Consider the following 23,115-nt stretch of genomic DNA (forward strand, 5'->3'; position numbering starts at 1 on the left):
GCCTTGAGATTCGCCCCGCACCCGCCGAACCGCAATCGCCGAACGGAATCCTTAGTCGCGCCGCAACCGCACGCCGCCCGAGCCCGTCGAGACGCGGATCGTGCCGTCCGCGCCCGTCCCGATGCGGCCGCGCAGTTCGTTGCGGCGCACCTGGTCCATCGTGACCGGGAAATCCGTCGAGATGCCGCCCGAACCCGTGCGGATATCCAGCTCCACGTTCGGCTCGCGGGGCAGGCCCAGCGTCACGCCGCCGGAGCCTGTGCGGGCCGTGAGGTCGCGCGGCGCCGCGGTGAAGCGCAGTTCCACGGAGCCCGAACCCGTCGAGGCGCGCACGTCGCGGCTCGTCAGCGATTCCAACCGGATGCTGCCCGAGCCCGTGCTCAGGTCGAGTCGGTCCCCGCGCACATCGCGGCCTTCAATCGACCCCGACCCCGTGCTCGCCCGCAGCTCGGCGCTGCGCACGCCGCGCAGCTCCACTGAGCCGGAGCCGGTTGACGCCTGGACGCGCTCACCCTCCACATCCTCCAGCTCCACGCGGCCCGAGCCCGTGCGCGCCGCGAGGCGGCCCTTGCTGCCGCGTGCGCGAATCGGCGAGGCCATCGTCCGCAGCTCGAGCTCACCGTTCACGTTGCCGACTTCGATCGCGCCGACGCCCAGCGTGATGGCGATGCGCTGGCCCTGGGGGACGCTGATGCGCAGGTCGGCATGGGCTTCCGTGCCACTGCCGCGGCTGCTGATCCGCACGCGCCGGCCGCTGCGGTCATCGTCCCAGCCGCCGCTGAACGTACCGTCGTCGCTGACCTGCAACGTGGTGTTGTAGCTGTGCGAGTCCTCGCGACCCGTGTACACGATGTCGCGCGAGGGATACTTCACCACCAATCGCCCGTTGGCGGCCTCGACCGTCAGGCGGGCGCCGTCACTGCCGCCACGCGTGAGTTCGACCACCACGTCGCGCCCCGTGCCCGCCACCACTTCGGCGCGGCCGGCGAGGTTCCAGATGGCGACGCGCTCGCCGCTGAGCACATGCCGCTCGGGCGACTGGGCACTCGCGACGGTGGCGAGCAAGAGCAGGGGAACGATGGCGTGGAGTCGGGGCATCGGGGTCTCGCCGGAATGAGCGGAATGGGGGCAATCTACGGTCAGGAACTCAGACAGGCGCTCGGCCCGTTCGGTTTGAAGCGATGTCCGCCGGCGCCGTGCCGCGGGGCGCTCCCTCCTAGATTGCTCCCCATGCTCGCCGCGTTGGCTCTCCTGCAGGCTACGCTCGCCCTGACCCTGCTGCGCCGCTTGAGCGGCGGGCGCTCGCGGCGGCCGCCCGAGGAGCCGATGCCGCAACCCGGGGGGCCTGGCGGAGGGCAGGGCCTGACGATTGTCGTCGCGGCCCTCAACGAAGCGCACCGCATCGGCCCCTGCCTGCGCGGGCTGCGCGCCCAAGGCGCCCCCGTGCGGGAGATCTTGATCGTCGACTCAGGCTCCACGGATGGCACGCGCGAGCTGGTGCAGGCCGCGGCCGCCGAGGATCCGCGCATCAGGTTGCTGACCGACCCGCCGTTACCCTCGGGCTGGATCGGCAAGGCCTGGGCGCTGCAACACGGCACGGAGCAGGCCTCAGAGCCCTGGGTGCTCGGCATGGACGCCGACACCGAAGCCGAGCCCGGCTGCGCGGCCGCCGTGCTCGCCGCGGCGCAGCGCGAAGGGTTCGACGTCGTGAGCTTCGCGCCGCGCTTCGATGGCCAGACGGCCGCCGAGCGCTGGCTGCAGCCGGCGTTGCTCGTGACGTTGGTGTACCGCAGTGGCGCCGTGGGCGACCCGCGCGTGAAGCCCGAGCGTGTGATTGCGAACGGGCAGTGCTTTCTCGCGAAGCGCGAGACCATCCTGGCACAGGGCGGCTACGCGCCGGTGAAGGACTCCTTCGCCGAGGATGTGAGTCTCGTGCGGCACCTGGCGAAGCGCGGCGTGCCGGTGGGCTTCCTCGATGGGTCGCGGCTCTATCGCGTGCGCTCGTACGCCAGTGTGGCGCAGATGTGGCGCGAGTGGGGGCGCTCGCTGGATCTCAAGGACGCGACATCCAAGCTGCAACAGGCCCTCGACACGCTGTTCGTGGTGCTCGCGCAGGGGCTGTGGCTGCCGGCGGCCGTCGCGCTGTGGTGGGCGTGGCCCTCGCTCGAGCCGTCGCTGTGGCGCGCGCTGCTCGCCGTGAGCACGGGCGTACTCGTGGGCGTGCGCTGGCTGTTGATGCTCGGCATCGCGCCGAGCTACGCGCGACGGGGCATCACGTGGTGGCTGTCGCCGCTCGCGGATCCGTTGGCCGCGCTGCGGCTTGTGATCAGCACGCTGCGCAGGCCCAAGCGCTGGCGCACGCGCAGCTACAGCTCCGCGCCGGCGACCTGAACCACTGTTCACCACGAAGGCACGAAGGGCTCCGCGATAGACTTTCGGGCCCGCGACTCCGAGAAGCACTGCATTCTTGGCGTTGCGGGCCCGATCGATTGTCGCGGCTCCCTTCGTGCCTTCGTGGTGACCGCCGTTAGACCTGCTTCACTTCGGCAACCAGCTTAACCAGCGTATCCTTGGCATTGCCGAACAGCATCTGCGTCTTCTCGCCATAGAACAGCTCATTCTCGATGCCGGCGAAGCCCGCGCTCATGCCGCGCTTCATGACGATGCAGCGCTTGGCGTAGTCGGCATTGAGGATCGGCATGCCATAGATGGGCGAGGAGGTATCGGTACGCGCCGCCGGGTTCACGACGTCGTTCGCGCCGATCACCAGGCACACGTCCGTGCGCTCGAACTCGCCGTTGATCTCGTCCATGTCCACGAGCTTGTCGTAAGGCACGTTCGATTCCGCGAGCAGCACGTTCATGTGGCCCGGCATGCGCCCGGCCACCGGGTGGATGGCGAACTTCACCGTGCCGCCGCGCTTCTCGATCAGTTCCATGAGCTCGCGCACCTGGTGCTGCGCCTGCGCCACCGCGAGGCCGTAGCCCGGGACGACGATGACGCTCTGCGCATAGGCCAGCTGCAGCGCGGCTTCTTCGATGTTCGTTTCCTTCACCGTCAGGCCGGCCGCGCTCTTGCCGCTCGCCGCCGTCGTCGCGCCGAAGGCGCCGAAGAGCACGTTCGTGAGCGAGCGGTTCATCGCCTTGCACATGATCTGCGAGAGGATGATGCCCGAGCTGCCGACCAGCGCGCCGGAGATCACCAGCACTTCGCTCTTGATGACGAAGCCCGTCATCGCCGCGGCGATGCCGGAATACGAGTTGAGCAGCGAGATCACCACCGGCATGTCCGCGCCGCCAATCGGGATCACCAGCAGCACGCCAATGAGGAGCGCGAGCGCGACGAGCGTATAGAACGCCCACATCGGCACCGTCGCCGGGCTCGCCACGAGCCACGTGATGAAGCCGAGGATCACGGCGAAGAGCAGGCTGTTCACCACCTTCTGCCCGCCGAACACGATCGGCTTGCCCGACATCACTTCCTGCAGCTTCGCCCACGCAATCGCCGAGCCCGTGAGCGTCACCGCGCCGATGAGCACGCCGAGGTGCGTCGAGATCGCCACGTCGAAGGTCGAGGTCGCCCCCACCTGCACGCCGTGCAGGTACTCGGCGCTCGCCACGAGCAACGATGCGCCGCCGCCGAGGCCGTTGAGCAGCGCGACCATCTGCGGCATCGACGTCATCGCGACCGTGCGGGCCATCCAGAGGCCAAGTGCGCCGCCCACGAGCAGGCCGGCGGCGATCGTGCCGTATTCGATCGTCTTGGTCGAGAGCAGCGTGACGATGACGGCAATGAGCATGCCCAGCGATGAGAGCTGGTTGCCCTTGCGGGCGGTCTCAGGGCTGCCGAGGCGCTTGAGGCCGATGATGAAGAGCACTGACGCCACGAGGTACAGCAGGCGTTCCACCGCGATGGAGATCACTTGCTCCCCTCCGTCGGCGACTTCTTGAACATCTCGAGCATGCGGTCGGTGACGGCGTAGCCGCCGACCACGTTCATCATCGCGAACACGATCGCGAGGAAGCCCAGCACCTTGCCCATCGTGCCGTAGTCCGAGTGGCCGGCGATGGCCATCGCGCCCACGACCGTGATGCCGGAGACGGCGTTGGCGCCGCTCATCAGTGGCGTGTGCAGCGTCGGCGGCACGCGCCCGATGAGCGACGCGCCGAGGTAGGTCGCCAGGATGAAGATGACGATGAAACCGATGAGATCCATTAGGCGGCCCTCCCCGTGACGATCATCGCGCCGGTGATTTCGTCCGTGCGGTCCACCTTGAGCGTGCCGTCCTTCTGGAGCATGTGCTGGATGAACGTGAGGATGTTGCGCGAGAGCATCTGCGAGGCGTGGAAGGGCATCGTCGCCGGCAGGTTCACCGGTCCGATCACGTGCACGCCGTGCACGTCCACCGTCTCGCCCGCCTTGGTTGCCTCGCAGTTGCCGCCCGATTCCGCGGCGAGGTCCACGATCACCGCGCCCGGCGCCATCGTCTTCACCGTGTCGGTGGAGATGAGGCGCGGCGCCGCGCGACCAGGGATCTGCGCCGTCGTGATCACCATGTCCATGCCCTTCAGGTGATCGCGCAGCGCCTGCTGGATGGCGTCCTGCTGTTCCTTGGTCTGCTCTTTCGCATAGCCGCCCGCGGTCTCGCTGTCGGCCGCGATGAGATCCTGCGCCACGACCGTAGCGCCGAGCGAGCGGATCTGCTCGGCCGCCGCGGCGCGGATGTCGAAGCCGCTGACGACCGCACCCAAGCGGCGTGCCGTCGCGATCGCTTGCAGGCCGGCGACGCCCGCGCCGAGCACGCAGACCTTGGAGGGCGCGATCGTGCCGGCTGCGGTGGTGAGCATCGGCAGGAACTTCGGCGAGGCTGAGGCGCCGATGAGTACCGCCTTGTAGCCGGCCACGGTGGCCTGCGACGAGAGCACGTCCATCGACTGGGCGCGCGTGATGCGCGGGACCAGCTCGAGGGCGAATGCCGTCACGCCTTGGGCGTCGAGGGCGGCGATGGATTCCGTACTGGTCGACGGCGCGAGCAGGGAAATGAGGTGCGCGCCTTTCGTCATCCGCGCGGCTTCGGCGGGAGAGGGCTTCTGCACCTTGCAGACGAGGTCTGCTGAGAGGGCCGCGGCGGCGTCGCCGAGCGTAGCGCCGGCGGCTTCGTAGGCGGAGTCAGGGAATCCTGCGGCGAGTCCCGCGCCGCGCTCGACCCGCACGCTGACGCCCGCCTTCACCAGGCGTGCGACGCTTTCGGGGATGAGTGCAACGCGATGTTCGCCCGCGGCGGATTCCTTCGGGATACCGAGGATCACGGAGAGGCTCTTGGTGGGATGGCCGTGCGGGACCTAGGAAATGGTCCAGAACGTTACCACGGGAGTGGAGTCAACGCACATCAGGGAATGTGGGTGCCCGTGTAGGGGGTAGCACCGCGCCCAAGATGCGAGAGGCGTTGCGGATTGCCGGGGCGTTCTGGGAGAGGCCGCGTAAAGCATTCGGAGTGAAGCTGTGCGCTTTGTCACGCTGTGATAGTGTATAAGCGTAAGTGATACAATGATTTGTGACGATACAGCGCGGTGTAGTGTCGTAAGTGTAAGCAGTGTCAGTATTTGCAACGGCTGTCAAGAAACGATGCGGCGAATGTGAGCTAAGTCATTGTGTGTAAGTGGATACACTGGCATACTGGTTGCGACTCGGTGATATTGCGGCCTGAGTCAGGTGTCATGTGACTAGGACGTTTTGGTTTCGTCTTTAGGGTCGACGCAACTATTGAGGGGCTTGCTGGATCGAATTGGCAAGTTTGCCCGAATGGTTGCCGATACAAAGTGATAGAGCTGTTCGCGTTTGCGGCGTTGTCTTTTTTGGTTTCAGTCAGGTTCAACACTCACAGGGGAGTTAGAGATGTCTCGTTCGGTTCTTCGTTTGGTGGCCGGTGCCGTGCTCATTGCGGCGATTCCGGCCGTGTCGCAGGCGCAGGGTGGTAGCTGCTCGGTGAACACGACTTCCGCGCCGCCGTGGTCTTGCGGCACGCCCGTCATGATCACGCCGCAGTTCCAGGTGCCGACGCTCGCGCGCCTGACGGTTACCGAGCCGTCGGATTTCCCGGACCCGCCGGCCGGCTGGGCTGCGTACCTCACGGGTACGCCTGCGGCGGCCTCGGTGGTGACGCAGGCGCCGTTCACGGTTCGCACGAATGCAACCCACGACGTCACGCTCAACTACGTGAGCTTCGGCGGCGGCTGGTCGAACTCGGATGTGCAGTGGGGAGTGATCGCGGCGCCGGGTGCCTGCCTCGTCGGTGATGCCACGACTCCACTCGCCGCCTCCAACGACATTGTCGCTGGCGGAACTGCGACGGCCGATACGGATCGGCTGCTCTGCCTTCGCCTGAACTATCCGATCGGTAACCTGGCGGACGCGCGCTTCGCCTCCGGTGTCAGGACGCTGACCTTGGAAGTCACCATCACCTCGCCGTGATTGGCGACTCGACTCGCTGACTTCTCTGTTTTCCTCTGTGATCCCTCACGTGAGCGCGACCACCATGCGAATCCGGACATGTGTCTTGATGGCAGCGGTGGTCGCGTTCGCGGCGATGGGCCGCAGTGCGGCGGCTCAGTTCAATGTCGACGAGCTAGAGCTACACGTCACGCCGAACGGTCCCAGTGCAATCGTCCAAGCGTTTTCCGTGCGGAGCACGGCGGACACTGTCCAGCAGTTGCAATTCGTGTTGAGTGATTGGGAGCGCGACTCCGCCGGCGTGAATCGGTTCGTACCGCTGGGTGAGCAGGCCGGGACCTGCGGAGACCGCGTCGACGTGTTCCCGCAGACCCTGCAGTTGCGGCCGGGCGCGGTCGAGTTCGTGCGGGTGACGTACCGCCCCCGCACCGAGGCGCCCGAGACGGGCTGTTGGGCGGTCGTCCAGGCGCGGAGCGTCAGCCCGCCGAGCGACGGCGGCGGCCGCATGGGCGTCAACATCTCGATGGTCATCGGTGTGAAGCTCTACGTCCACGCTCCAGATGCCGTCATCGCCGCTGAGGTCGTGTCGGCAGACGTCGAAGACGTGTGGCGCGTAACGGAAACCGGTGACTCCGTGCAGTCGGCGCAGGCGGCGGTCCGGCTCGCCAACACCGGTACTGCGCACCTGCGCGTCGTCACCAAGGTCGAGGTGCGCAACGAGCGCACCGAGTTGCTGAAGGCATTCGACGGCCCGCTTGCGTACATCACCCCGATGGCATTCCGTGACATCCTGGTGCCGCTGCCCCGCGATTTGGCGCCGGGTCGCTACGTCGTGGTGATCCTGCTCGACTATGGCGGCGACGAGATCACTGCCGCGCAGTTGGATTTCGAGGTTCCGTGAGCGCGCTCTCGTGGCGCCTCGCCTCTCGCACGGCCGTCGCCCTCCTCTTGCTCGTCGTCCTTTCGGGACGCATCGGAGCACAGAACCGACGTACGGTGCTGACGGTCAGTGGCCTCCCGCTGTCCGTGACCAACCCGACCGCAACCGACTTCGAGGCTGGGTCGGTCTCGCTCGGCTCCTCGACTTTCAGCGTGGACCTCACCACAAACGTCGGCGGTGGTTTCCCCGTGCGCGTGACGACGGTCAACGTGCGCTGCCAGACAGCCTGTCCGAACTCCGGCACGTTGCCCGTATCGGCGCTGCAGTGGCGCCGGTCCGACCTTGGAACGTGGAACACCCTGACCACGGGCTTCGCGCTGGTCGAGACGCGCACCGCGACGTTCAATGGCACCAACGATCCATGGTCGAATTCGATCTTCTGGCGCTACTTGTTGAGCTGGACGGGAACGCCGCCAACCGCTGCGACCCAGTTTCGCATTGACTTCCAGCTCGTGGTGACGGCGCCGTGATTGACTGGCGAAAAGGCCTCATGGCGCTCTTGGCCTTGCTGCTCGTGCTTCCTGCACGCGCGGAGGCGTCAGGCGAGCCCCGGCGCCGCGCGCTTCCGGTGTCGGTGTCGGGCGCTCCGCGAAGCTTGGTTACGCTCGTCGTACCCGTTCCGCAGGACCTGGCAGATGCGGAGCGGGTGCAGTTCGAGGTGGTGTTGAGCGGGGCGGTCGCGGTCATGGGCCGCCTCACCGGCGATCTTTTGCGGAGCGAGCGTGGCGGCGTGCAGCCGCTCCTGCTCACGCTTCGCGTGCCGTCCACGGCCTTGATCGGGCTGCTCGACGTCGCCGACGTCGTGTTCGCGGTCGAGGACGGACGCAGCGTCGCGGTGCCGATCATCCTTCGCGTTCCTGCCGTTCGCTCTGTCATCGTCAGCGGGCTTCGCGAAGTCCGCGACCTCGAGTCGGGTGACCGCGTGGAACTGGTATACCGCGTGCGGAATCTCGGCAATGCTGTTGAACGCCTGCGTGTCGAAATCGCCGCGAATCCCGCCCTCGCCGCCCGCAGCCTGGATGGACCGCAGGTGTCGCTTGCGCCGTACGGCGAAGCGACCGTGACGGTCGCGCTGCGCGTCCCGCCGGCGAACGGCGCGCAGTTTCCGGTGGCGCTGTCGCTCGTACGCGAGGACGGCTTCGTCGGCGACAGCATCGCCGCCGCGCGGACCATCCTCCAAGTGGCCAGCACGCCGACCCGCTTGCCTGGCGTGACGATGAATCCGTTCTACGGCGTCGCGGCGTCGCGGGACGGCACGGCCTCCGCCGGCGGGTTCCGCATCGCCGGACCGGTCAGCGATTCGATCGATTTCTCGCTTGACCTCGCGCTGCCCCCGCAGGGGCAGGGGCTTGGGGTGCTGGGCTTAAGCACGCTCGGTGTGGTGCGGCAACCGTTCCAGGCAACGCTGGGCAGCGCATCGTGGCGCGCCTCAGCCGGCATCGCGGCCGCCGACTTTGGCGCCCTTTCTGGTATGGCGCCGAACGGCGAGGGTGTGGTGGTGCACGCGCCGGTCTTCGGATCGCGCGTCGAGGCGCTTGCCGCGCGACCCCACGCCGGCCTCCAGTCGCGCGGCCATTTCACCGGCGTGCGCGCGACGTTTGATGTCCCCGTTGGCCAAATGGCGGTTGGCATCACGTCGCTGCGTGAGCGCAGCGGCTTCCTGCCCGGTGCGGGCCGCGCGCTCGACGCGTTGGCGGTTGAGATCGGCGACGTGCATTTCGGCGCGGTGTCGTCGAGCGCCGGCCTTGCGCTGCGCGACGTGGCCGGTGGTCGTGCCCTTGGCTACCGGGTGGGCGTCGCGCAGAATGGCCTTCAAACGCGCTGGAGCGCTAGCGTAGTGCAGACGCCGGGTGGAGCCAACGGTTTTGCGGCGTCGGAAAGCATGTGGATGCTCGATGCCCGACACGAGTACTCCCGGCGGCTCGCGCTTTCGGCGAATGCGCAGCAGACGCGTGATGGTAACGCAATCGTCCGCAGTTTCGCGGCGCGGACGGTTGGCGTCGGGGCGCAGTACGCGCTCACGCCACAGACGACCTGGAATCTGCGGCTCAACAGCGCGGAGTCGGAGTTGTCGGCGGGCGCAGGCTCGGGTGGGAGTTTCGGGAACGAGCAGCTGTCGATCGGAACCGACCTCTCCACGATGCGCGGCGCTTGGCAGTTCTCCGCGAATCTGCGGCTCAGCGCGATTTCGCGGTTTGCCACGCTCGTCAGTGGCGCGACGAACCGCAGCTCGGCCCAGCAGCGGCAGACGGGCATCGGGGTGTCGCGCGACTTCCAGCGGCTGGGGCGGCTCGACTACTCCAACACGCTGGTCGAGACCGGCCGAGGCGGCGGCGCGGCCCCGTGGCAACTGAACCAGTCACTACGCTGGTCCGATCTCACGGTGAGTGTGGGGAACGCCTTCGTGCGCTTCGGCTCGGAGATCGAGACCATCAGCAACTCGCTCTCTCCCACCGGTGTCATCCTCCGCGGCGATGTTTCGACGACGTTGCGGAGCGGCGTCGATATCGGGGGGTCCGTCGAGCGGAACCCTTTCCTCCTGGATCGCTCCGGCCGTGTCGGCGTGATCGCAGCGGTGCGCGTTGGCGTGTCTGCGACCGCATTCGAGGGTGTGCTGCGCACGACGGAGCGCGTCGTCTTTGTCGACGAGAACGGTGACGGGCGGCGCGACCCTGGCGAGCGCGGGGTAGGTGGCGTCGTCTTTCATTTCGCCAACTATCGATTCGTCTCGTCGCGGTCCGGCACTTTCAAAGTGCCGCGGTCGATGCGCGGCCGGCTGCGCGCGGACCTCTCCTCCATCCCGACGGGTCTTTTGCTCCATCCGCGATACGCGGCCGACACGGTGGAGCGCGTGGAGATTCCGCTCGTGGCCACTTCGCGCGCAACCCTGCAGCTACGACTTGAGCAGGATGATCAGGGGCGCGTTCCGAACGTCGACCTGGCGAACGCCGATGTCTGGCTGCGAGACGCCGAGGGCTTCGAGTGGGTGGGCATGAACGTTGGGGGAGGCAAGTTCCTCTTCACGGACCTCCCGAGCGGGCGATACGTGATGCGGACCAGCACGGCCCGGCTCTCGGAGCCGGTGCGCATCGAAGAGTCTACGTTGTTGTTGCGCGCAGGGGACGATCTGACGATTGACGTACCGGTTCGCGGACGCGCGGTGCGCATCATCACGCCGCCGCGACAGGGAGGGCGAGGTGGTGTCGGGCCCCGCGGTGGCTCCGGCTCCCGAAGCGGCCCAGATCAGCGCTCCCGAAGGGTGATTCCGTGAGGTCACCGGCGCATGGCGTCAGTATGGCGGGGCTGCTCGTCGCGATGAGCGCTGCGGGGTGCGCGTTGGCCGGCGAGCCGGAAGGTCCGTTCGCGGATCTCCGAGGAACCTGGACGTTTGCGGGCTCGCAGTCCGCTCCGGTGTTGCAGCTGAGCGGGACGCTGGTCTTTTCGGGGCAGGACGCTGAGCAGGTTGTCGGCTCGCTGTCGTGGCAGGAAACCGATCGGCTCGGCATCGTCGTGACTCGCGGTGGTCCGACCACGGGGACGGTGGTCGGGCTTACCGATGTAGACTTCGCGGTGACCTTGCCGGACGGGGAGCGGCGTTTCGTGGCGGAGGTCCGCGCCGATACCCTCGTTGGCGTCTGGGCCGGGGCTCCCGCAAGCGCGTCCGGCGAGTTTCGTGCGGAGCGGGTTCGATGAGAATCCGCGGTGTCGTCGCGCTGCTGCTGGTCGCCGCCCTCCGTCCACTGGCCGCCCAGACCTGTACCGCGACGAACGTGGCCAATTGTACGGTCACCGGTAACGCAACTCGCTCCGTGACGGTCGGCGTGGGGTACGTCGCGCGATTGATCCTGTCGACCTCCACCGTCACGATTCCTACTCCGGACATCGCACAGTTCGACGCGAGTGTGACGGGCAACGGAAGCTTTAGCTTCATTGTTCGCGCGAACACGCCCTGGCAGGTGTCGATTCGATCCACCGCCACGACCTGGACGGCTGCTCCGCTTTCCGCGCGGCAGACGAAGCCGGCAGGTGATCTCCAGTGGTCCCTGTCTGCGGTGTCGGGCTTCACGAACATGACGACCAGTTTTGCGGCGGTCTCGAGCGGTACGGCCACCGCCGGTTCAAGCGTCACGGTCTATCTGCGGGCCGCACTGGCCTGGACGCTGGAGACGGCAGGGACATACTCGCTGCCGTTGGAAGTGACCGTAACGTCGCCATGACCACGCTCGCCGTTGCGCCTCGCGGCGACCGCTGAACACCTGCGTTCCACCGCGGTCACGGCCGCCGCCCAAAATGAATGCGGTGTATTATCGGCCTCATGTTGCTGCACGATCTCGCCAAATCTTCGCGGGATGTGGATATGTCGCGCTCAACGCCCGAATGCGACCAGTGTCACTGTAAGTGATGTCCATAAGTTGATATTTCAGGCTATTTTACAGCCTCGCATTCATCTCGTTTGTTGATCGAATTGTTGCGCATAGCCATGCAAAGGCGCGCGCATATCAAGCATGTTGGCTCTGTGTGCTTTGCGATAATCACAAAGTTGCACGATGTGACGGCGTGTTGAAGCGGCGATTCGGTTGCTCACGGCCGATCTACCATGCGGCAGTTGTGCTCTTGCGAGGACGGCCGAAACTGTGCCTGCGCAGCCTCGAGGTTCAGCTCGCGGTCTTCTCGCGACCCGTGCCCTGAAACGCCATCGCCTTCAACCGCGCCACCCGAATCGCCATCGGCGGGTGCGTCGCAAACAAATCCGCGAACCACCCCTCCTTCCGGTTCGCCCGCCGCCCCGTCGGATCCACAATGCACAGGTGCGCCACCCCGGTCGAGATCGTCGTCGTCGGCGCATGATGCGACTCGATCTTCGCCAGCGCCTCGGCAAGACTTGCCGGGTTCCGCGTGAACTGCGCCGCCATCGCATCCGCGAAATACTCGCGACTCCGGCTCACCGCCATGGCCATCAGGCGCACGATGATCGGCGCCAAAATCCAGGACAGAAGCCAGACAACGAGCACAATCAGGGCTAAGGGATTTCCGCCCTTACCCTCCCGCCGGGACCCGCCGCCGCCCCCGCGGCCGCTCCGGAACGTGGTCCGGAGCATCATGTCCCGGATCAACAGGATGGCCCCGCCGAGCCCGGCAATGAGGGTCATCAGCTTGGTGTCCTCGTTCTTCACATGCCCCATCTCGTGCGCCACGACGGCCTGCAGCTCGTCGCGGTTGAGGAGCTCGAGCAAACCCGAGGTCACGGCGAGGTGGGCCTCGCCGGGCTTGGTCCCGGACACGAACGCGTTGGGATCGGGGTCGGGAACGATGTAAACCGACGGCATGGGCAGGCCGGAGGCGACAGACATCTCCTCGACCACATTCATCAACTGCCGCTCTTGGTCGCTGGTCGGGTGCACCAGGGGCTGGGCGCCGACCTGCTTCACGACCCGCTTGCCGCCGTTCCGGAGCACATCAAGCGTGAGGCCGAGGGCGAGCACGCCGAGTACGGTGCCGATCCAGGGGAACCGGTGCTGGTAGACCGTCCGGCCGGCCTCGTCGGTGAAGTCCTGCGCGTACAGGAACAGGGCGAGGTCGCCGCCTAGCCCAAGCCACAGGAAAAAGAGCAGGAAGCCGGCCACCAACCACCGGGACTTCCGGCGGTTGGCGGCCTGCTGCTCGAACAGATTGAGGGTCGTGGGCTCAGCCACGAATGGTCACCGCGCTCGGCTTATGCGCCGCGACGGAACTCGACCTTGGGCACCGCCCGCTCGGCCGCGTCCTCGATCTCCCACAGTTCCGCCGGCGTAGCATTCGCCATGCCCGCCACGAGGTTCGTGGGGAACTGCTGCTGCTTGGTGTTGTACTGCGTGGCGGTGTCGTTGTAGAGCTGGCGCGCAAAGCCGACCTTGTTCTCGGTCGAGGCGAGCTCCTCTTGCAGCGACTTCATGTTGCTGGTGGCCTTGAGGTCGGGATACGCCTCGACGACGGCCATGAAGCGGCCCAACGCACCGGTGAGCTGGGTCTCGGCGGCAGCGACCTGCTTCACATGCTGGGGATCAAAGCCCGCCGACGCCTGGATGGCGCTGTTGCGCGCGCTGATGACGGCCTGGAGGGTGTCCTTTTCGAAATCCATGGCCGCTTGGACCGAACTGATCAGGTTGGGGATCAGGTCGTGGCGGCGCTTGAGCTGCACGTCGATCTGCTTGAGCGCGTTGGCGGTCTGGTTGCGGAGGGCGATCAGGCCGTTGTAGGCCGAGATCAACCAGAACACGACGACGACGGCGACAATGCCGAGGATGAGCACAGCGGTCTCCGGAAGGGGGTCCACCGAAAAGGTACGGGGGGCGACGCCGCTTGGCATCGCCCCCCGTCTTTACGAAATCCTGTCGCGCGGGTGTCAGCGCGAACCGTGGCGCGTCCGCCGGCTTAGTTGCCGGCCTGCGCGGCCTTCTTCTTGGCCATGGCGTCCATCACCCAGGTGGCCGGGATGATGAACAGCGGCGTGAGGAAGAAGCCGAGCAGGATGTTGATCCAGGTGAGGCCCACGTAGTACGCGCCCATGCCGAGTCCGGCCCAGAGGGTACCAAGAGGACCGCCAAACGCCTGTTCCACGGGATTCGCTCCGAAATGTCCGGGGTGAAGTCGATGGGCGCCTGCCGTCACGGCGAGCGCGCGTCGGCGAGTATGTTAGCCAGATGCCGACGCAAAGTGAAGCGCTGGAATCCGTCCATCGTTCCCTCGCCGAACTGCCCCGGGGGCGCTGGCTGCTGGCGGTGAGCGGCGGGCGGGATTCCATGGCGCTGCTCGACGCCTTCGCGACGGCCCGCGGGCACGAGGTGGCGGGCGTGGCGAGCTTCGACCACGGGACCGGACGCGCGGCGACGCGCGCCGTGCAGCTGGTGGAGCGGACGGCGATGGCGCTGCAGCTCCCGGTGATGACGGGTGCCCTCGGCGCAGCGGGCGCGGGCGACGAGGCATCCTGGCGCGAGGCCCGCTGGCGTTTCCTGCGCGGCTGGGCGGCGGAACTGCGGGCGACGGTGGTGACGGCGCATACTTGGGACGACCAAGTCGAAACCGTAGTGCTGCGGCTGCTGCGCGACAGCGGCCCGCGCGGTCTCGCGGGCATGCGCGTGGCGAGTGACGTGCTGCGGCCGTTCCTGGCACTCCCGCGCGAGACGGTTGCGGCGTTCGCCAGCGCGCGCGGACTCACCTGGGTGGAGGATCCCTCCAACCGCTCGATGGCGTTCGCGCGCAACCGTGTGCGACATGAGCTCCTACCCGCGCTCGAGCGCGCCTCGCCCGGATTCGCGCGCTGGTGCTGGGAGCTGTCCGGCCGCGCAGCGGCGTGGCGCGCGCAGGTCGCCGCGTGGGTGGACGCGACGCTCAGTCCCGTGCTCGTGGACGCGGAGCGCGTGGCGGCACGCGCGGGGCCGCTGCGAACGCTCGACCCTGCGGGTGGAGCCGTGATCTGGCCGGAGCTCGCCGCGCGCGTGGGACTCGTGATGGATCGGCGAGGGATCGCGCGCGTGACGGCCTGGGCGGCAGGGGCCAAGGCGGGCGGTCGGGTCCAGTTGTCGGGTGGCGAGGTGCTCTGCACGGCCAGCACATTCGTCCTTCGGCGTCTATATTGATGTAGATGACGCCTCTTTCGACTTCCGGCGACCCGCGGCTGCGCGGCCGCGCCGTCAAGCGCGTGGCCTTCGACGAGCAGGCCATCGCCACCCGCGTCCGGGAACTGGGCGACCAGATCACCGCTTCCTACCCAGACGGCGAGTTGCTGGTCCTGGGGCTCCTGAAGGGGAGCTTCGTGTTCCTCGCGGACCTGGTGCGTGAGATCAAGCGCCCGCTGCACGTGGACTTCCTGGTGGCGTCGTCCTACGGCGCCGGCACCGTGTCATCCGGGAACGTCCAACTGGTGTATGACCCGAAGACGGAACTGGCAGGGAAGCACATCCTCTTGGTCGAGGACATCGTGGATTCCGGCCGCACGCTGCAGGTGCTCATGGACCTGCTGCGCGAACGGAAGCCCGCCTCGCTCGAGATCTGCGCCCTCCTGCATAAGCATATCGCGGAGCATCTCTCGCACCCGGTGAAGTTCGTCGGGTTCGACGCTCCGCACGAATTCCTTGTCGGCTACGGACTGGACCATGCGGAGGATTTCCGCCACGTCCCGTACGTCGCGAGTCTGGAGTAACTGATGGCCAACGCCCCGCAGCAGCAGAAGCCCGGTGGTTTCAGCAAAGCGTCCCGCACCCTGTCGCTCTGGGTGCTGGCGTTCCTCGTGCCCTTCGTCTTCTTCCAGATGACGACGGGTCGGAACGAGCAGTCGCCGCTGGTGGACTATTCCGTCTACGACACGCAACTCGGCGCGGACAACATCTCGCGCGTGACGATCGTCGGCGGCACGAAGATCAACGGCGAGTTCAAGAACCGCGTCCTCGTCGAAGGCCGCGAGGTGCGGCGCTTCTCCGTGCTGCTTCCGGTGCCGAACAGCGACGCCGAGTTGGAGCGCCTGCGCGCCAAGCAGGTGGCGATCAAGGCGGAACCGCCGCGCGTGTCGATGGGCACGATCCTCCTGCAGATGCTGCCGTGGATCATCATCATCGGCATCTGGGTCTTCCTGCTGCGCCAGATGCAGGCGGGCGGCAACAAGGCGTTCTCGTTCGGCAAGTCGAAGGCCAAGCTGCTCTCGGGTGACACGCCGAAGGTGACCTTCGCCGACGTCGCCGGTGCGGACGAGGCCAAGGTCGAGCTGCGCGAAATCATCGAGTTCCTCAAGGATCCGGCCAAGTTCACGAAGCTCGGCGGTCGCCTGCCGAAGGGCGCGCTGCTCGTGGGCCCGCCGGGCACGGGCAAGACGCTGCTCGCCAAGGCGGTGGCCGGCGAAGCGGGACGTCCGTTCTTCTCGATGTCGGGCTCTGACTTCGTGGAGATGTTCGTGGGCGTCGGCGCGAGCCGCGTGCGCGACCTCTTCGAGCAGGGCAAGGCGAACGCGCCCTGCATCATCTTCATCGACGAGATCGACGCGGTCGGTCGCCATCGCGGCGCCGGCTTGGGCGGCGGGCATGACGAGCGCGAGCAGACGCTGAACCAGCTCCTCGTGGAGATGGACGGCTTCGAGTCGAACGATGGCGTGATCCTCATTGCCGCGACGAATCGTCCGGACGTGCTCGACCCGGCGCTGCTGCGCCCGGGCCGCTTCGACCGACAGATCGTCGTGGATGCGCCGGACCTCAAGGGCCGCATCGGCATCCTCAAGGTGCACGTGCGCAACAAGCCGCTCGCGGCGGACGTGGAGATCGAGCGTCTCGCGCGCGGCACGCCGGGCATGGCGGGCGCCGACCTCGCGAATCTCGTGAACGAGGCTGCGCTGCTGGCCGCGCGTCGCAATCACGACAAGATCTACATGGTGGACTTCGAGGACGCGAAGGACCGCGTCATGCTCGGCGCCGAGCGGAAGTCGTTGGTGATGCGCGAGGAAGAGCGCCGCCTGACGGCCTTCCACGAGGCAGGGCATGCGGTCTGCGCGATCCGCGTGAAGGGCAACGACCCGCTGCACAAGGTGACGATCGTGCCGCGTGGCCGCGCGCTGGGGCTGGCGTTCACGCTGCCGGAAGACGACCGCGTGTCGGTGACGCGCGAGCAGCTGGAGGCGCGCCTCGTGATGTCCTACGGCGGTCGCGTGGCGGAAGAGCTCGTGTTCGGGCGCGATCGCGTGACGACGGGTGCGGCGAGCGACATCCAGCAGGCGACGGGCATCGCCCGGCGCTACGTCTCGCAGTGGGGCCTCTCGGATGCCATCGGTCCGATCCTCGTGGGCGACAACGAGCAGGAAGTCTTCCTCGGCCGCGAGCTCACGAGCCGTCGCCAGGTGTCGGAGCGCACGGCGCAGCAGGTGGATGACGAAGTGTCGCGCGTGATCAACGAGGCGTACAACCGAGCCGTGGACACGCTGACGCAGCACCGTCCGCTGCTCGATGCGATCGCCACCGCGCTGCTTGAGCGCGAAACGCTGACGCGCGAGGACATCGCGATTCTCGAGAAGGGCGAGGCGTTGCCGCCGCGGCAGGAGCCGCCGAGCACGCCGGCGGTGCCCGCTCCGACGATTGTGCCGGCTCCGGAAGCTCGGCGCGTTCCGCCGGTGATCGGTGGGCCGGAGCCTTCGCCGGCGTGAGTAACGGCAGGAGCGAAGAGCGAGGGGAAAGAGCGAGGGGTGAGGGACCGAAGTAGAGGGAACGAAGGGGCGAGTGGAAATCCCACTCGCCCCTCTCCCTTTGTGCCCATCCTCTTCGTTCCCTCATCCCTCGATTCTTTCCCTCGCTCTTCGCTCCTCGCTACTACCACGCCGCCCTAAGCACCAGTATTTTCAATAGGTTATGGAGTTTTTGGGACTCAAGCAGCGGGTGGCGCAGGTTCGCGGCGAAATCGCGGATGCGGTGGCGCGTGGCGGGCATGGGCAAGCGGTGCGCCTGATTGCGGTGACGAAGACGCACGGGCCCGAGGCGGTCTTGGCCGCTGCGGCAGCTGGCATCACTGACGTCGGGGAGAACAAGGTGCAGGAGGCGCTGTCCAAGCAGGAGGCGCTGACGGCGGCGGGGACGATGCCCCACGGCCTGACCTGGCACCTGATCGGGCATCTGCAGACGAACAAGGTGAAGGCGTTGCCGTCGTTCGGGCTGTTCCACGCAATGGACCGCGCGAAGCTGGCCGATGAGGCCGCAGCGATGGCGGCCAAGCGAGGCATCACGCTGGATGTGTTGCTGCAGGTGAACATCGTGGGTGAGGAGACGAAGGGCGGGCATGCGTTGTCGGAGGTGCCGGCCGAGGCGGAACGGTTGCACGGGATGCCCTCGCTGCGGGTGCGGGGCGTGATGACGATGGCGCCGTTCGATGCGCCGGAGGCGGTGTTGCGGCAGGTGTTCCGTGGGGCGCGCGAGGCGCGTGAACTGCTGCGCGCGGCGGGGCACGATGCGCACGAGTTGTCGATGGGCATGAGCGGGGACTATCTGATCGCCGTCGAGGAAGGGGCCACGATGGTCCGCCTCGGCACGGTCCTGTTCGGGGCGAGGGGCGGATGAGCGAGCAACTCGAAGGCGGCGACGACATCTTCCACCTCACGCCGGTGGATGTGCGCCGATACGACTTCGGTTCGGCGATGCGCGGCTACGACCGCCAGCGCGTGGACCAGTTCCGCGAACAGCTCGCCGAGGAACTCGAGCGCCTGACGCGTGCGAACGGTGAGCTCGAGGCGAAGGTCCGCAACTTCCACGAGCAGCTCAAGCACTATCGCGAGCGCGACAAGGCGATCAACGAGGCCTTGGTGTCGGCGCAGCAGCTGCGCGAAGAGGTGAAGGAGCAGGCGGCGCGCGAGGCCGACTTGATGCGTCGCGAGGCGGAGTCGGCCGCGCAGCAGATCAAGGACGACGCGCAGCGGCAGGTTGCGCAGCTGCAGGGCGAGATCGAGCAGCTCGATCGCGTGCGGCGTGCGTACCTGGCGCAACTGCGGGCGATTGCCGAGCGGCACATCGCCGAGGCGGACGCGTTGCTGCAGCATCCCCAGGGCTGACGATGACGTGGATGTCGCCGGCCGACGTGACGCGCGCGGTGGACTCGATCCGCCAGCGCAGCGCCGTCGTGCCCGACATCGCAATCATCCTCGGCACGGGCCTCGGTGGGCTCGCGCAGGCCATCGAGGTCGAGACGGCGATCGCGTACGAGGCGATTGCGGGATTCCCGACGTCGACGGTGGAGTCGCACAGCGGTCGCCTGCTGTTCGGCACGCTCGGCGGCAAGCGCGTGGTGGCGATGCAGGGCCGCTTCCATCGCTACGAGGGCTATTCGCTGCAGCAGGTGACATTGCCGGTGCGGGTGATGCACGCGTTGGGCGCCCGCACGCTGGTGGTGAGCAATGCCTGCGGCGGCATCCGCGCCGACTGGGCGCCGGGCGACCTGATGGCGATCGCCGATCACATCAACCTGCTCGGTGACAATCCGTTGGTGGGGCCGCACCACGCGGAGTGGGGCGCGCGCTTTCCCGATATGTCGGCCCCGTACGACGCCGAGCTGCGTGCGCTGGCGGCGGACGTCGCCGCGGGGCAGGGCACGACGCTGCGCAGCGGCGTCTACGCGGCGGTGATGGGACCGAACCTGGAGACGCGCGCTGAGTACGTGATGCTGCGCACGATGGGCGCGGACGTGGTGGGGATGAGCACGGTGCCGGAAGTGATCGTGGCGCGGCAGCAGGGCATGCGCGTGCTGGGCATCTCGATCATCACGGACGCCTGTGTGCCGGAGACCTTGGAAGAAGCCTCACTGGAGAAGATCCTCGCGGTGGCGGCGGTGGCCGAGCCCAAGCTGACCGCGCTGGTGCGCGGCGTGGTGGAGCGGCTGTGACGAATACTGGGACTGCCATGCGATTTCGCACGATTGCGCCGGAGCTGACCGCCGACGCGCTGGAACAGGAAGTGCAGCAGCGCTGGACGCGCGACGGCGTGTTCGCCGCGGCGCAGGCGCAGCGCGCCGATGCGCCGGCCTGGGTGTTCTACGAGGGCCCGCCGACGGCGAACGGCAAGCCGGGCATCCACCACGTGTTCGCCCGCACGGTAAAGGACCTGTTCTGCCGGCATCGCGCGATGCTCGGGCATCACGTGCCGCGCAAGGCGGGGTGGGATACGCACGGGCTGCCGGTGGAGATCGAGGTCGAGAAGCAGCTCGGCATCAGCGGCAAGCAGGATATCGAGCGGATCGGCGTGGCGGAGTTCAACCGTCGCTGCCGGGAGTCGGTGTGGACGTACAAGGGGGACTGGGAGGAGGTCTCGTCGCGCATGGGGTATTGGTTGGATTACGACCATCCCTATGTCACGTATGAGAACGAGTACGTGGAGAGCGTGTGGTGGGCGTTGAAGACGTTGCACACGCGGGGGCTGCTGTATCAGGGGCATAAGATCCTGCCGTACTGTGCGCGGTGTGGGACGGCGTTGTCGTCGCATGAGTTGGCGCAGGGGTACGAGGATGTTGAGGATCCTTCCGTTTATGTGGCGTTGGACCTGCAGTTGGGAGTTGGGAGTGGGGAGTTGGGAGGCACTGCCACTGGGCTGACGTCTCTTCCAGCTGCCGTTCGGCGTCGCATTGTCGTGTGGACCACGACGCCGTGGACACTCGTTTCGAATGTCGCGTTGGCGGTGCATCCGGAGCTGCACTACGTGGAGCTGCGGAAGAAGAATGTGTCCGATTGGACGATCATTCTCGCCGAGGCGCGCGCGGGGGCGGTGCTCGGGGCGGATTACCGCGAGCGCTGGGACGAAATCGGCTTGTTCAAGGGCGCGTCCCTGGTGGGGCTGTCGTACCAGCGGCCGCTCGACTGGGTGGAGTATCCGGACGAGGGGAAGACGCAGGTCATCGTGGGCGAGGAGTTCGTCTCGGCCGACGATGGCTCGGGCGTGGTGCACATGGCGCCGGCGTTCGGTGCGGATGACTATGCGGCGGGGCAGCGGCATGGGCTCGCGTTCGTGAATCCGGTGAATGCCCGCGGCGAGTTCCCGGCGGAGATGCCGGTGGTGGGCGGGAAGTTCGTGAAGACGGCGGACCCGCTGATCATCGAGGAGCTCGAGAAGCGCGACCAGCTCTGGAAGGCGCAGAAGTTCGTGCACGCGTATCCGCACTGCTGGCGCTGCGGCACGCCGCTGCTGTACTACGCGCGCAGCAGCTGGTTCGTGCGCACGACGGCGTACAAGGACCAGATGATGGCGCGCAACGCGGCCGTGAACTGGAATCCGCCGGAAGTCGGGGCGGGGCGCTTCGGGTCGTGGCTCGAGAACAACATCGACTGGGCGATCTCGCGCGACCGCTACTGGGGCACGCCGCTGCCGGTATGGGTGAATGACACGGACCCGGCCGAGATGGAAGTGATCGGCTCGTACGCGGAGTTGGCGGCGAAGATCGGCAAGCCGCTGCCGGCGGACTTCGATCCGCACAAGCCGCATGTCGATCAATACACGTGGCCGGCCCCCAGCGGGACGGGCACGATGCGGCGCGTCCCCGAGGTGATCGACACCTGGTTCGACTCGGGCTCGATGCCGTTCGCGCAGTGGGGCTATCCGCACCAGGCGGGCAGCGCGGAGCAGGTGGCGCGCTACTTCCCGGCGGACTTCATCGCGGAAGGCGTGGACCAGACGCGCGGCTGGTTCTACTCGCTGCTGGCGATCGCGACGGGGCTCGGCGATGCGCTGCCGAACAACGGCGGCGACGCGACGGCGGCACAGGGGAGCGCGGCGTCACGCGCCGCGCCGTACCGCGCAGTGGTCGTGAACGACCTCGTGCTCGATGCGAACGGCCAGAAGATGTCGAAGTCGCGCGGCAACACGGTGAATCCGCGCGGCGTGATGGAGAAGCACGGTGCGGATGCGGTGCGGCTCTTTCTCATGGCGAGCTCGCAGGTGTGGGTGCCGCGGCGCTTTGACGAAGCCGTGATCCGCGAGACGGCGGGGCGCTTCCTCGTGACGCTGCGCAACGTGTACTCGGGCATCTTTGCCCAGTACGCGAACTTCGGCTGGGAGCCGTCGGCGGCGGATCCGCGCGTGGCGGATCGCCCCGTGCTCGACCGCTGGGTGCTCTCGCGGCTCACGGCGGTGGAAGCCGAGGTGGACGCGGCGCTGCAGCGCTTCGACGCCACTGCGGCGGCGCGTCTCCTCATGGATTTCGTGACGGAAGACGTCGCGAATTGGTACGTGCGCTTGTCGCGCGCCCGTTTCTATGAAGTGGATGGCGACGACAACCGCGCGGCGTTCGCGACGTTGCACGAGGTGCTTGTGGTGACGTCGCGGTTGCTGGCGCCGTTCGCGCCATTCATCGCGGATTGGATCCATCACGAGCTGACGGGCGAGTCGGTGCATCTGGCGGATTTCCGTCGGCCTGGTGCGGCGGATGCCACCACGCTCGATGGCGCAACGCAGCTCGCGGTCTCTGCCGCCGTGGTCGACACGGAGCTTGAGCTTGCGATGGAGGCCGCGCGGACGCTCGCAACACTCGGTCGTGCGGCGCGCGAAGTGGCTGGCGTCAAGGTGCGTCAGCCCCTTGGCGCGATGACGTGCGTGGCCCCGCGTGTCGACCCGTCTTGGCATTCAATGATCGCCGGCCTCGTGGCCGCCGAGTTGAATCTCAAGCAGGTGACGTTCGCCGACTCCGCCGCCGACTGGGTGCGCCTCGAAGGCAAGGCGAACTTCCCGGTGCTGGGCAAGATCGTCGGTGGCGCGATGAAGGCGACGAAGCCGATCGTCGAGAATCTCGACCAGGCGCAGCTGCGTACGATCGAGGCGGGTGGTCAGGTGACGGTCGAGGTGCCGGGCTACGGCGCCCTCGATCTCGACGCGACGCGCGTGACGATCACGGCGAGGGCGTCGACGTCGCTGGTGGTGCAGCAGGGCGACGGCCTGTCGGTGGCGTTGGATCCGACGGTGACGCCCGAACTGCGCGCCGAAGGCATGGCGCGCGAAGTGGTGAGCCGCGTGCAGCGGCTGCGGAAGGACAGCGGGCTCGCGGTGAGCGACCGGATCCGGTTGGTCGTCGCGGCGGACGCTGCCGTGCAGGACGCTCTCCGCCCGCACGCGGGCTGGATTGCGCAGGAGACGTTGGCCCGGGAGTGCGTCGTCGCCGACGCGCTCCCGTCCCCCGCGTGGCCGGCGACCGCCGAGGTGGACCTCGACGGCGCAGTGGCGCGCATTGCCCTTACCAAGGACAGCTGA

At 67.5% G+C, this 23,115-nt stretch carries 21 protein-coding genes; 14 read left to right on the top strand and 7 right to left on the bottom strand.

From position 1 onward, the window contains the following. Window positions 1–51: 51 nt before the first annotated feature. On the bottom strand, window positions 52–1,098 hold the full coding sequence (locus tag Strain318_RS06150) for a DUF4097 family beta strand repeat-containing protein (protein WP_367887631.1): 1,047 nt from the start codon (window positions 1,096–1,098) through the stop codon (window positions 52–54). A 132-nt stretch (window positions 1,099–1,230) separates the two neighbouring features. On the opposite strand from Strain318_RS06150, the gene Strain318_RS06155 reads away from it, so the two are divergent. Next, window positions 1,231–2,391, top strand: a complete 1,161-nt coding sequence (locus tag Strain318_RS06155) for a glycosyltransferase family 2 protein (RefSeq protein WP_367887632.1) — start codon at window positions 1,231–1,233, stop codon at window positions 2,389–2,391. 136 nt (window positions 2,392–2,527) lie between these two features. On the opposite strand, the gene Strain318_RS06160 is transcribed toward Strain318_RS06155, so the two are convergent. Genes Strain318_RS06160 through Strain318_RS06170 form a run of 3 tightly spaced genes read right to left on the bottom strand, consistent with a single transcriptional unit; the run spans window position 2,528 to window position 5,309 of the window. Continuing rightward, complete coding sequence (locus Strain318_RS06160; RefSeq protein WP_367887633.1) at window positions 2,528–3,922, bottom strand: NAD(P)(+) transhydrogenase (Re/Si-specific) subunit beta; 1,395 nt, start codon at window positions 3,920–3,922, stop codon at window positions 2,528–2,530. Next, window positions 3,919–4,215 (bottom strand): NAD(P) transhydrogenase subunit alpha part 2, encoded by a 297-nt coding sequence (locus Strain318_RS06165; RefSeq protein ID WP_367887634.1) that lies wholly within the window; start codon window positions 4,213–4,215, stop codon window positions 3,919–3,921. Before Strain318_RS06165 ends, Strain318_RS06160 begins: the two co-directional genes overlap by 4 nt. Further along, on the bottom strand, window positions 4,215–5,309 hold the full coding sequence (locus Strain318_RS06170; RefSeq protein WP_367887635.1) for an NAD(P) transhydrogenase subunit alpha: 1,095 nt from the start codon (window positions 5,307–5,309) through the stop codon (window positions 4,215–4,217). The genes Strain318_RS06165 and Strain318_RS06170 overlap by 1 nt, the downstream gene beginning before the upstream one ends. Before the next feature lie 586 nt (window positions 5,310–5,895). On the opposite strand from Strain318_RS06170, the gene Strain318_RS06175 reads away from it, so the two are divergent. The 6 genes from Strain318_RS06175 (at window position 5,896) to Strain318_RS06200 (ending at window position 11,607) form a co-directional block, all read left to right on the top strand. Then, window positions 5,896–6,471 (top strand): hypothetical protein, encoded by a 576-nt coding sequence (locus Strain318_RS06175; RefSeq protein WP_367887636.1) that lies wholly within the window; start codon window positions 5,896–5,898, stop codon window positions 6,469–6,471. Window positions 6,472–6,559: 88 nt separating this feature from the next. Further along, window positions 6,560–7,351, top strand: coding sequence for a hypothetical protein (locus Strain318_RS06180; RefSeq protein WP_367887637.1), 792 nt, complete (start codon window positions 6,560–6,562; stop codon window positions 7,349–7,351). Beyond that, window positions 7,348–7,860, top strand: a complete 513-nt coding sequence (locus Strain318_RS06185; protein WP_367887638.1) for a hypothetical protein — start codon at window positions 7,348–7,350, stop codon at window positions 7,858–7,860. Before Strain318_RS06180 ends, Strain318_RS06185 begins: the two co-directional genes overlap by 4 nt. Next, window positions 7,857–10,661, top strand: a complete 2,805-nt coding sequence (locus Strain318_RS06190) for a COG1470 family protein (RefSeq protein ID WP_367887639.1) — start codon at window positions 7,857–7,859, stop codon at window positions 10,659–10,661. Before Strain318_RS06185 ends, Strain318_RS06190 begins: the two co-directional genes overlap by 4 nt. 23 nt (window positions 10,662–10,684) lie before the next feature. Continuing rightward, complete coding sequence (locus Strain318_RS06195; RefSeq protein ID WP_367887640.1) at window positions 10,685–11,083, top strand: hypothetical protein; 399 nt, start codon at window positions 10,685–10,687, stop codon at window positions 11,081–11,083. After that, window positions 11,080–11,607 carry a hypothetical protein gene (locus Strain318_RS06200; protein ID WP_367887641.1) on the top strand — a complete coding sequence of 176 codons (528 nt, stop codon included), beginning with the start codon at window positions 11,080–11,082 and terminating at the stop codon, window positions 11,605–11,607. The genes Strain318_RS06195 and Strain318_RS06200 overlap by 4 nt, the downstream gene beginning before the upstream one ends. A gap of 438 nt (window positions 11,608–12,045) precedes the next feature. Here the strand turns inward: Strain318_RS06200 and Strain318_RS06205 are convergent, their stop codons facing one another. The 3 genes from Strain318_RS06205 to Strain318_RS06215 form a co-directional block, all read right to left on the bottom strand. Beyond that, a complete protein-coding gene (locus Strain318_RS06205) occupies window positions 12,046–13,083 on the bottom strand; it encodes a M48 family metallopeptidase (protein WP_367887642.1) in 1,038 nt (345 codons plus the stop codon). Between the two features lie 20 nt (window positions 13,084–13,103). Then, a complete protein-coding gene (locus tag Strain318_RS06210; protein ID WP_367887982.1) occupies window positions 13,104–13,679 on the bottom strand; it encodes a LemA family protein in 576 nt (191 codons plus the stop codon). A gap of 122 nt (window positions 13,680–13,801) precedes the next feature. Further along, window positions 13,802–13,987, bottom strand: a complete 186-nt coding sequence (locus Strain318_RS06215) for a hypothetical protein (protein WP_367887644.1) — start codon at window positions 13,985–13,987, stop codon at window positions 13,802–13,804. An 83-nt stretch (window positions 13,988–14,070) separates the two neighbouring features. Here Strain318_RS06215 and tilS point away from each other — a divergent pair, with 83 nt between their 5' ends. From tilS to ileS, 7 genes are all read left to right on the top strand, one after another. Next, a complete protein-coding gene (gene tilS, locus Strain318_RS06220) occupies window positions 14,071–15,006 on the top strand; it encodes a tRNA lysidine(34) synthetase TilS (protein ID WP_367887645.1) in 936 nt (311 codons plus the stop codon). A 5-nt stretch (window positions 15,007–15,011) separates the two neighbouring features. Then, entirely contained in the window at window positions 15,012–15,569 is a 558-nt protein-coding gene (gene hpt / locus Strain318_RS06225) for a hypoxanthine phosphoribosyltransferase (protein ID WP_367887646.1), read from the top strand. A gap of 3 nt (window positions 15,570–15,572) precedes the next feature. After that, on the top strand, window positions 15,573–17,549 hold the full coding sequence (gene ftsH, locus Strain318_RS06230; protein ID WP_367887647.1) for an ATP-dependent zinc metalloprotease FtsH: 1,977 nt from the start codon (window positions 15,573–15,575) through the stop codon (window positions 17,547–17,549). Window positions 17,550–17,751: 202 nt separating this feature from the next. Continuing rightward, window positions 17,752–18,453: a YggS family pyridoxal phosphate-dependent enzyme gene (locus Strain318_RS06235; protein WP_367887648.1), complete on the top strand. Its 702-nt coding sequence runs from the start codon at window positions 17,752–17,754 to the stop codon at window positions 18,451–18,453. Beyond that, window positions 18,450–18,941 carry a DivIVA domain-containing protein gene (locus Strain318_RS06240; protein WP_367887649.1) on the top strand — a complete coding sequence of 164 codons (492 nt, stop codon included), beginning with the start codon at window positions 18,450–18,452 and terminating at the stop codon, window positions 18,939–18,941. The genes Strain318_RS06235 and Strain318_RS06240 overlap by 4 nt, the downstream gene beginning before the upstream one ends. Before the next feature lie 11 nt (window positions 18,942–18,952). Then, window positions 18,953–19,768: a purine-nucleoside phosphorylase gene (locus Strain318_RS06245; protein ID WP_367887890.1), complete on the top strand. Its 816-nt coding sequence runs from the start codon at window positions 18,953–18,955 to the stop codon at window positions 19,766–19,768. 17 nt (window positions 19,769–19,785) lie between these two features. Continuing rightward, window positions 19,786–23,115, top strand: a complete 3,330-nt coding sequence (gene ileS, locus Strain318_RS06250; RefSeq protein ID WP_367887650.1) for an isoleucine--tRNA ligase — start codon at window positions 19,786–19,788, stop codon at window positions 23,113–23,115.

This window comes from Pseudogemmatithrix spongiicola, assembly GCF_030623445.1.
In the GTDB taxonomy this organism is placed as follows: Bacteria; Gemmatimonadota; Gemmatimonadetes; order Gemmatimonadales; family Gemmatimonadaceae; genus Pseudogemmatithrix; species Pseudogemmatithrix spongiicola.

Coding starts and splice junctions, on each gene's coding strand:
- Strain318_RS06165 (WP_367887634.1), bottom strand. CDS start 4,215: ATGGATCTCATCGGTTTCATCGTCATCTTCATCCTGGCGACCTACCTC.
- Strain318_RS06150 (WP_367887631.1), bottom strand. CDS start 1,098: ATGCCCCGACTCCACGCCATCGTTCCCCTGCTCTTGCTCGCCACCGTC.
- ftsH (WP_367887647.1), top strand. CDS start 15,573: ATGGCCAACGCCCCGCAGCAGCAGAAGCCCGGTGGTTTCAGCAAAGCG.
- Strain318_RS06175 (WP_367887636.1), top strand. CDS start 5,896: ATGTCTCGTTCGGTTCTTCGTTTGGTGGCCGGTGCCGTGCTCATTGCG.
- hpt (WP_367887646.1), top strand. CDS start 15,012: ATGACGCCTCTTTCGACTTCCGGCGACCCGCGGCTGCGCGGCCGCGCC.
- Strain318_RS06180 (WP_367887637.1), top strand. CDS start 6,560: ATGGCAGCGGTGGTCGCGTTCGCGGCGATGGGCCGCAGTGCGGCGGCT.
- Strain318_RS06155 (WP_367887632.1), top strand. CDS start 1,231: ATGCTCGCCGCGTTGGCTCTCCTGCAGGCTACGCTCGCCCTGACCCTG.
- Strain318_RS06245 (WP_367887890.1), top strand. CDS start 18,953: ATGTCGCCGGCCGACGTGACGCGCGCGGTGGACTCGATCCGCCAGCGC.
- ileS (WP_367887650.1), top strand. CDS start 19,786: ATGCGATTTCGCACGATTGCGCCGGAGCTGACCGCCGACGCGCTGGAA.
- Strain318_RS06200 (WP_367887641.1), top strand. CDS start 11,080: ATGAGAATCCGCGGTGTCGTCGCGCTGCTGCTGGTCGCCGCCCTCCGT.
- Strain318_RS06240 (WP_367887649.1), top strand. CDS start 18,450: ATGAGCGAGCAACTCGAAGGCGGCGACGACATCTTCCACCTCACGCCG.
- tilS (WP_367887645.1), top strand. CDS start 14,071: ATGCCGACGCAAAGTGAAGCGCTGGAATCCGTCCATCGTTCCCTCGCC.
- Strain318_RS06235 (WP_367887648.1), top strand. CDS start 17,752: ATGGAGTTTTTGGGACTCAAGCAGCGGGTGGCGCAGGTTCGCGGCGAA.
- Strain318_RS06195 (WP_367887640.1), top strand. CDS start 10,685: ATGGCGGGGCTGCTCGTCGCGATGAGCGCTGCGGGGTGCGCGTTGGCC.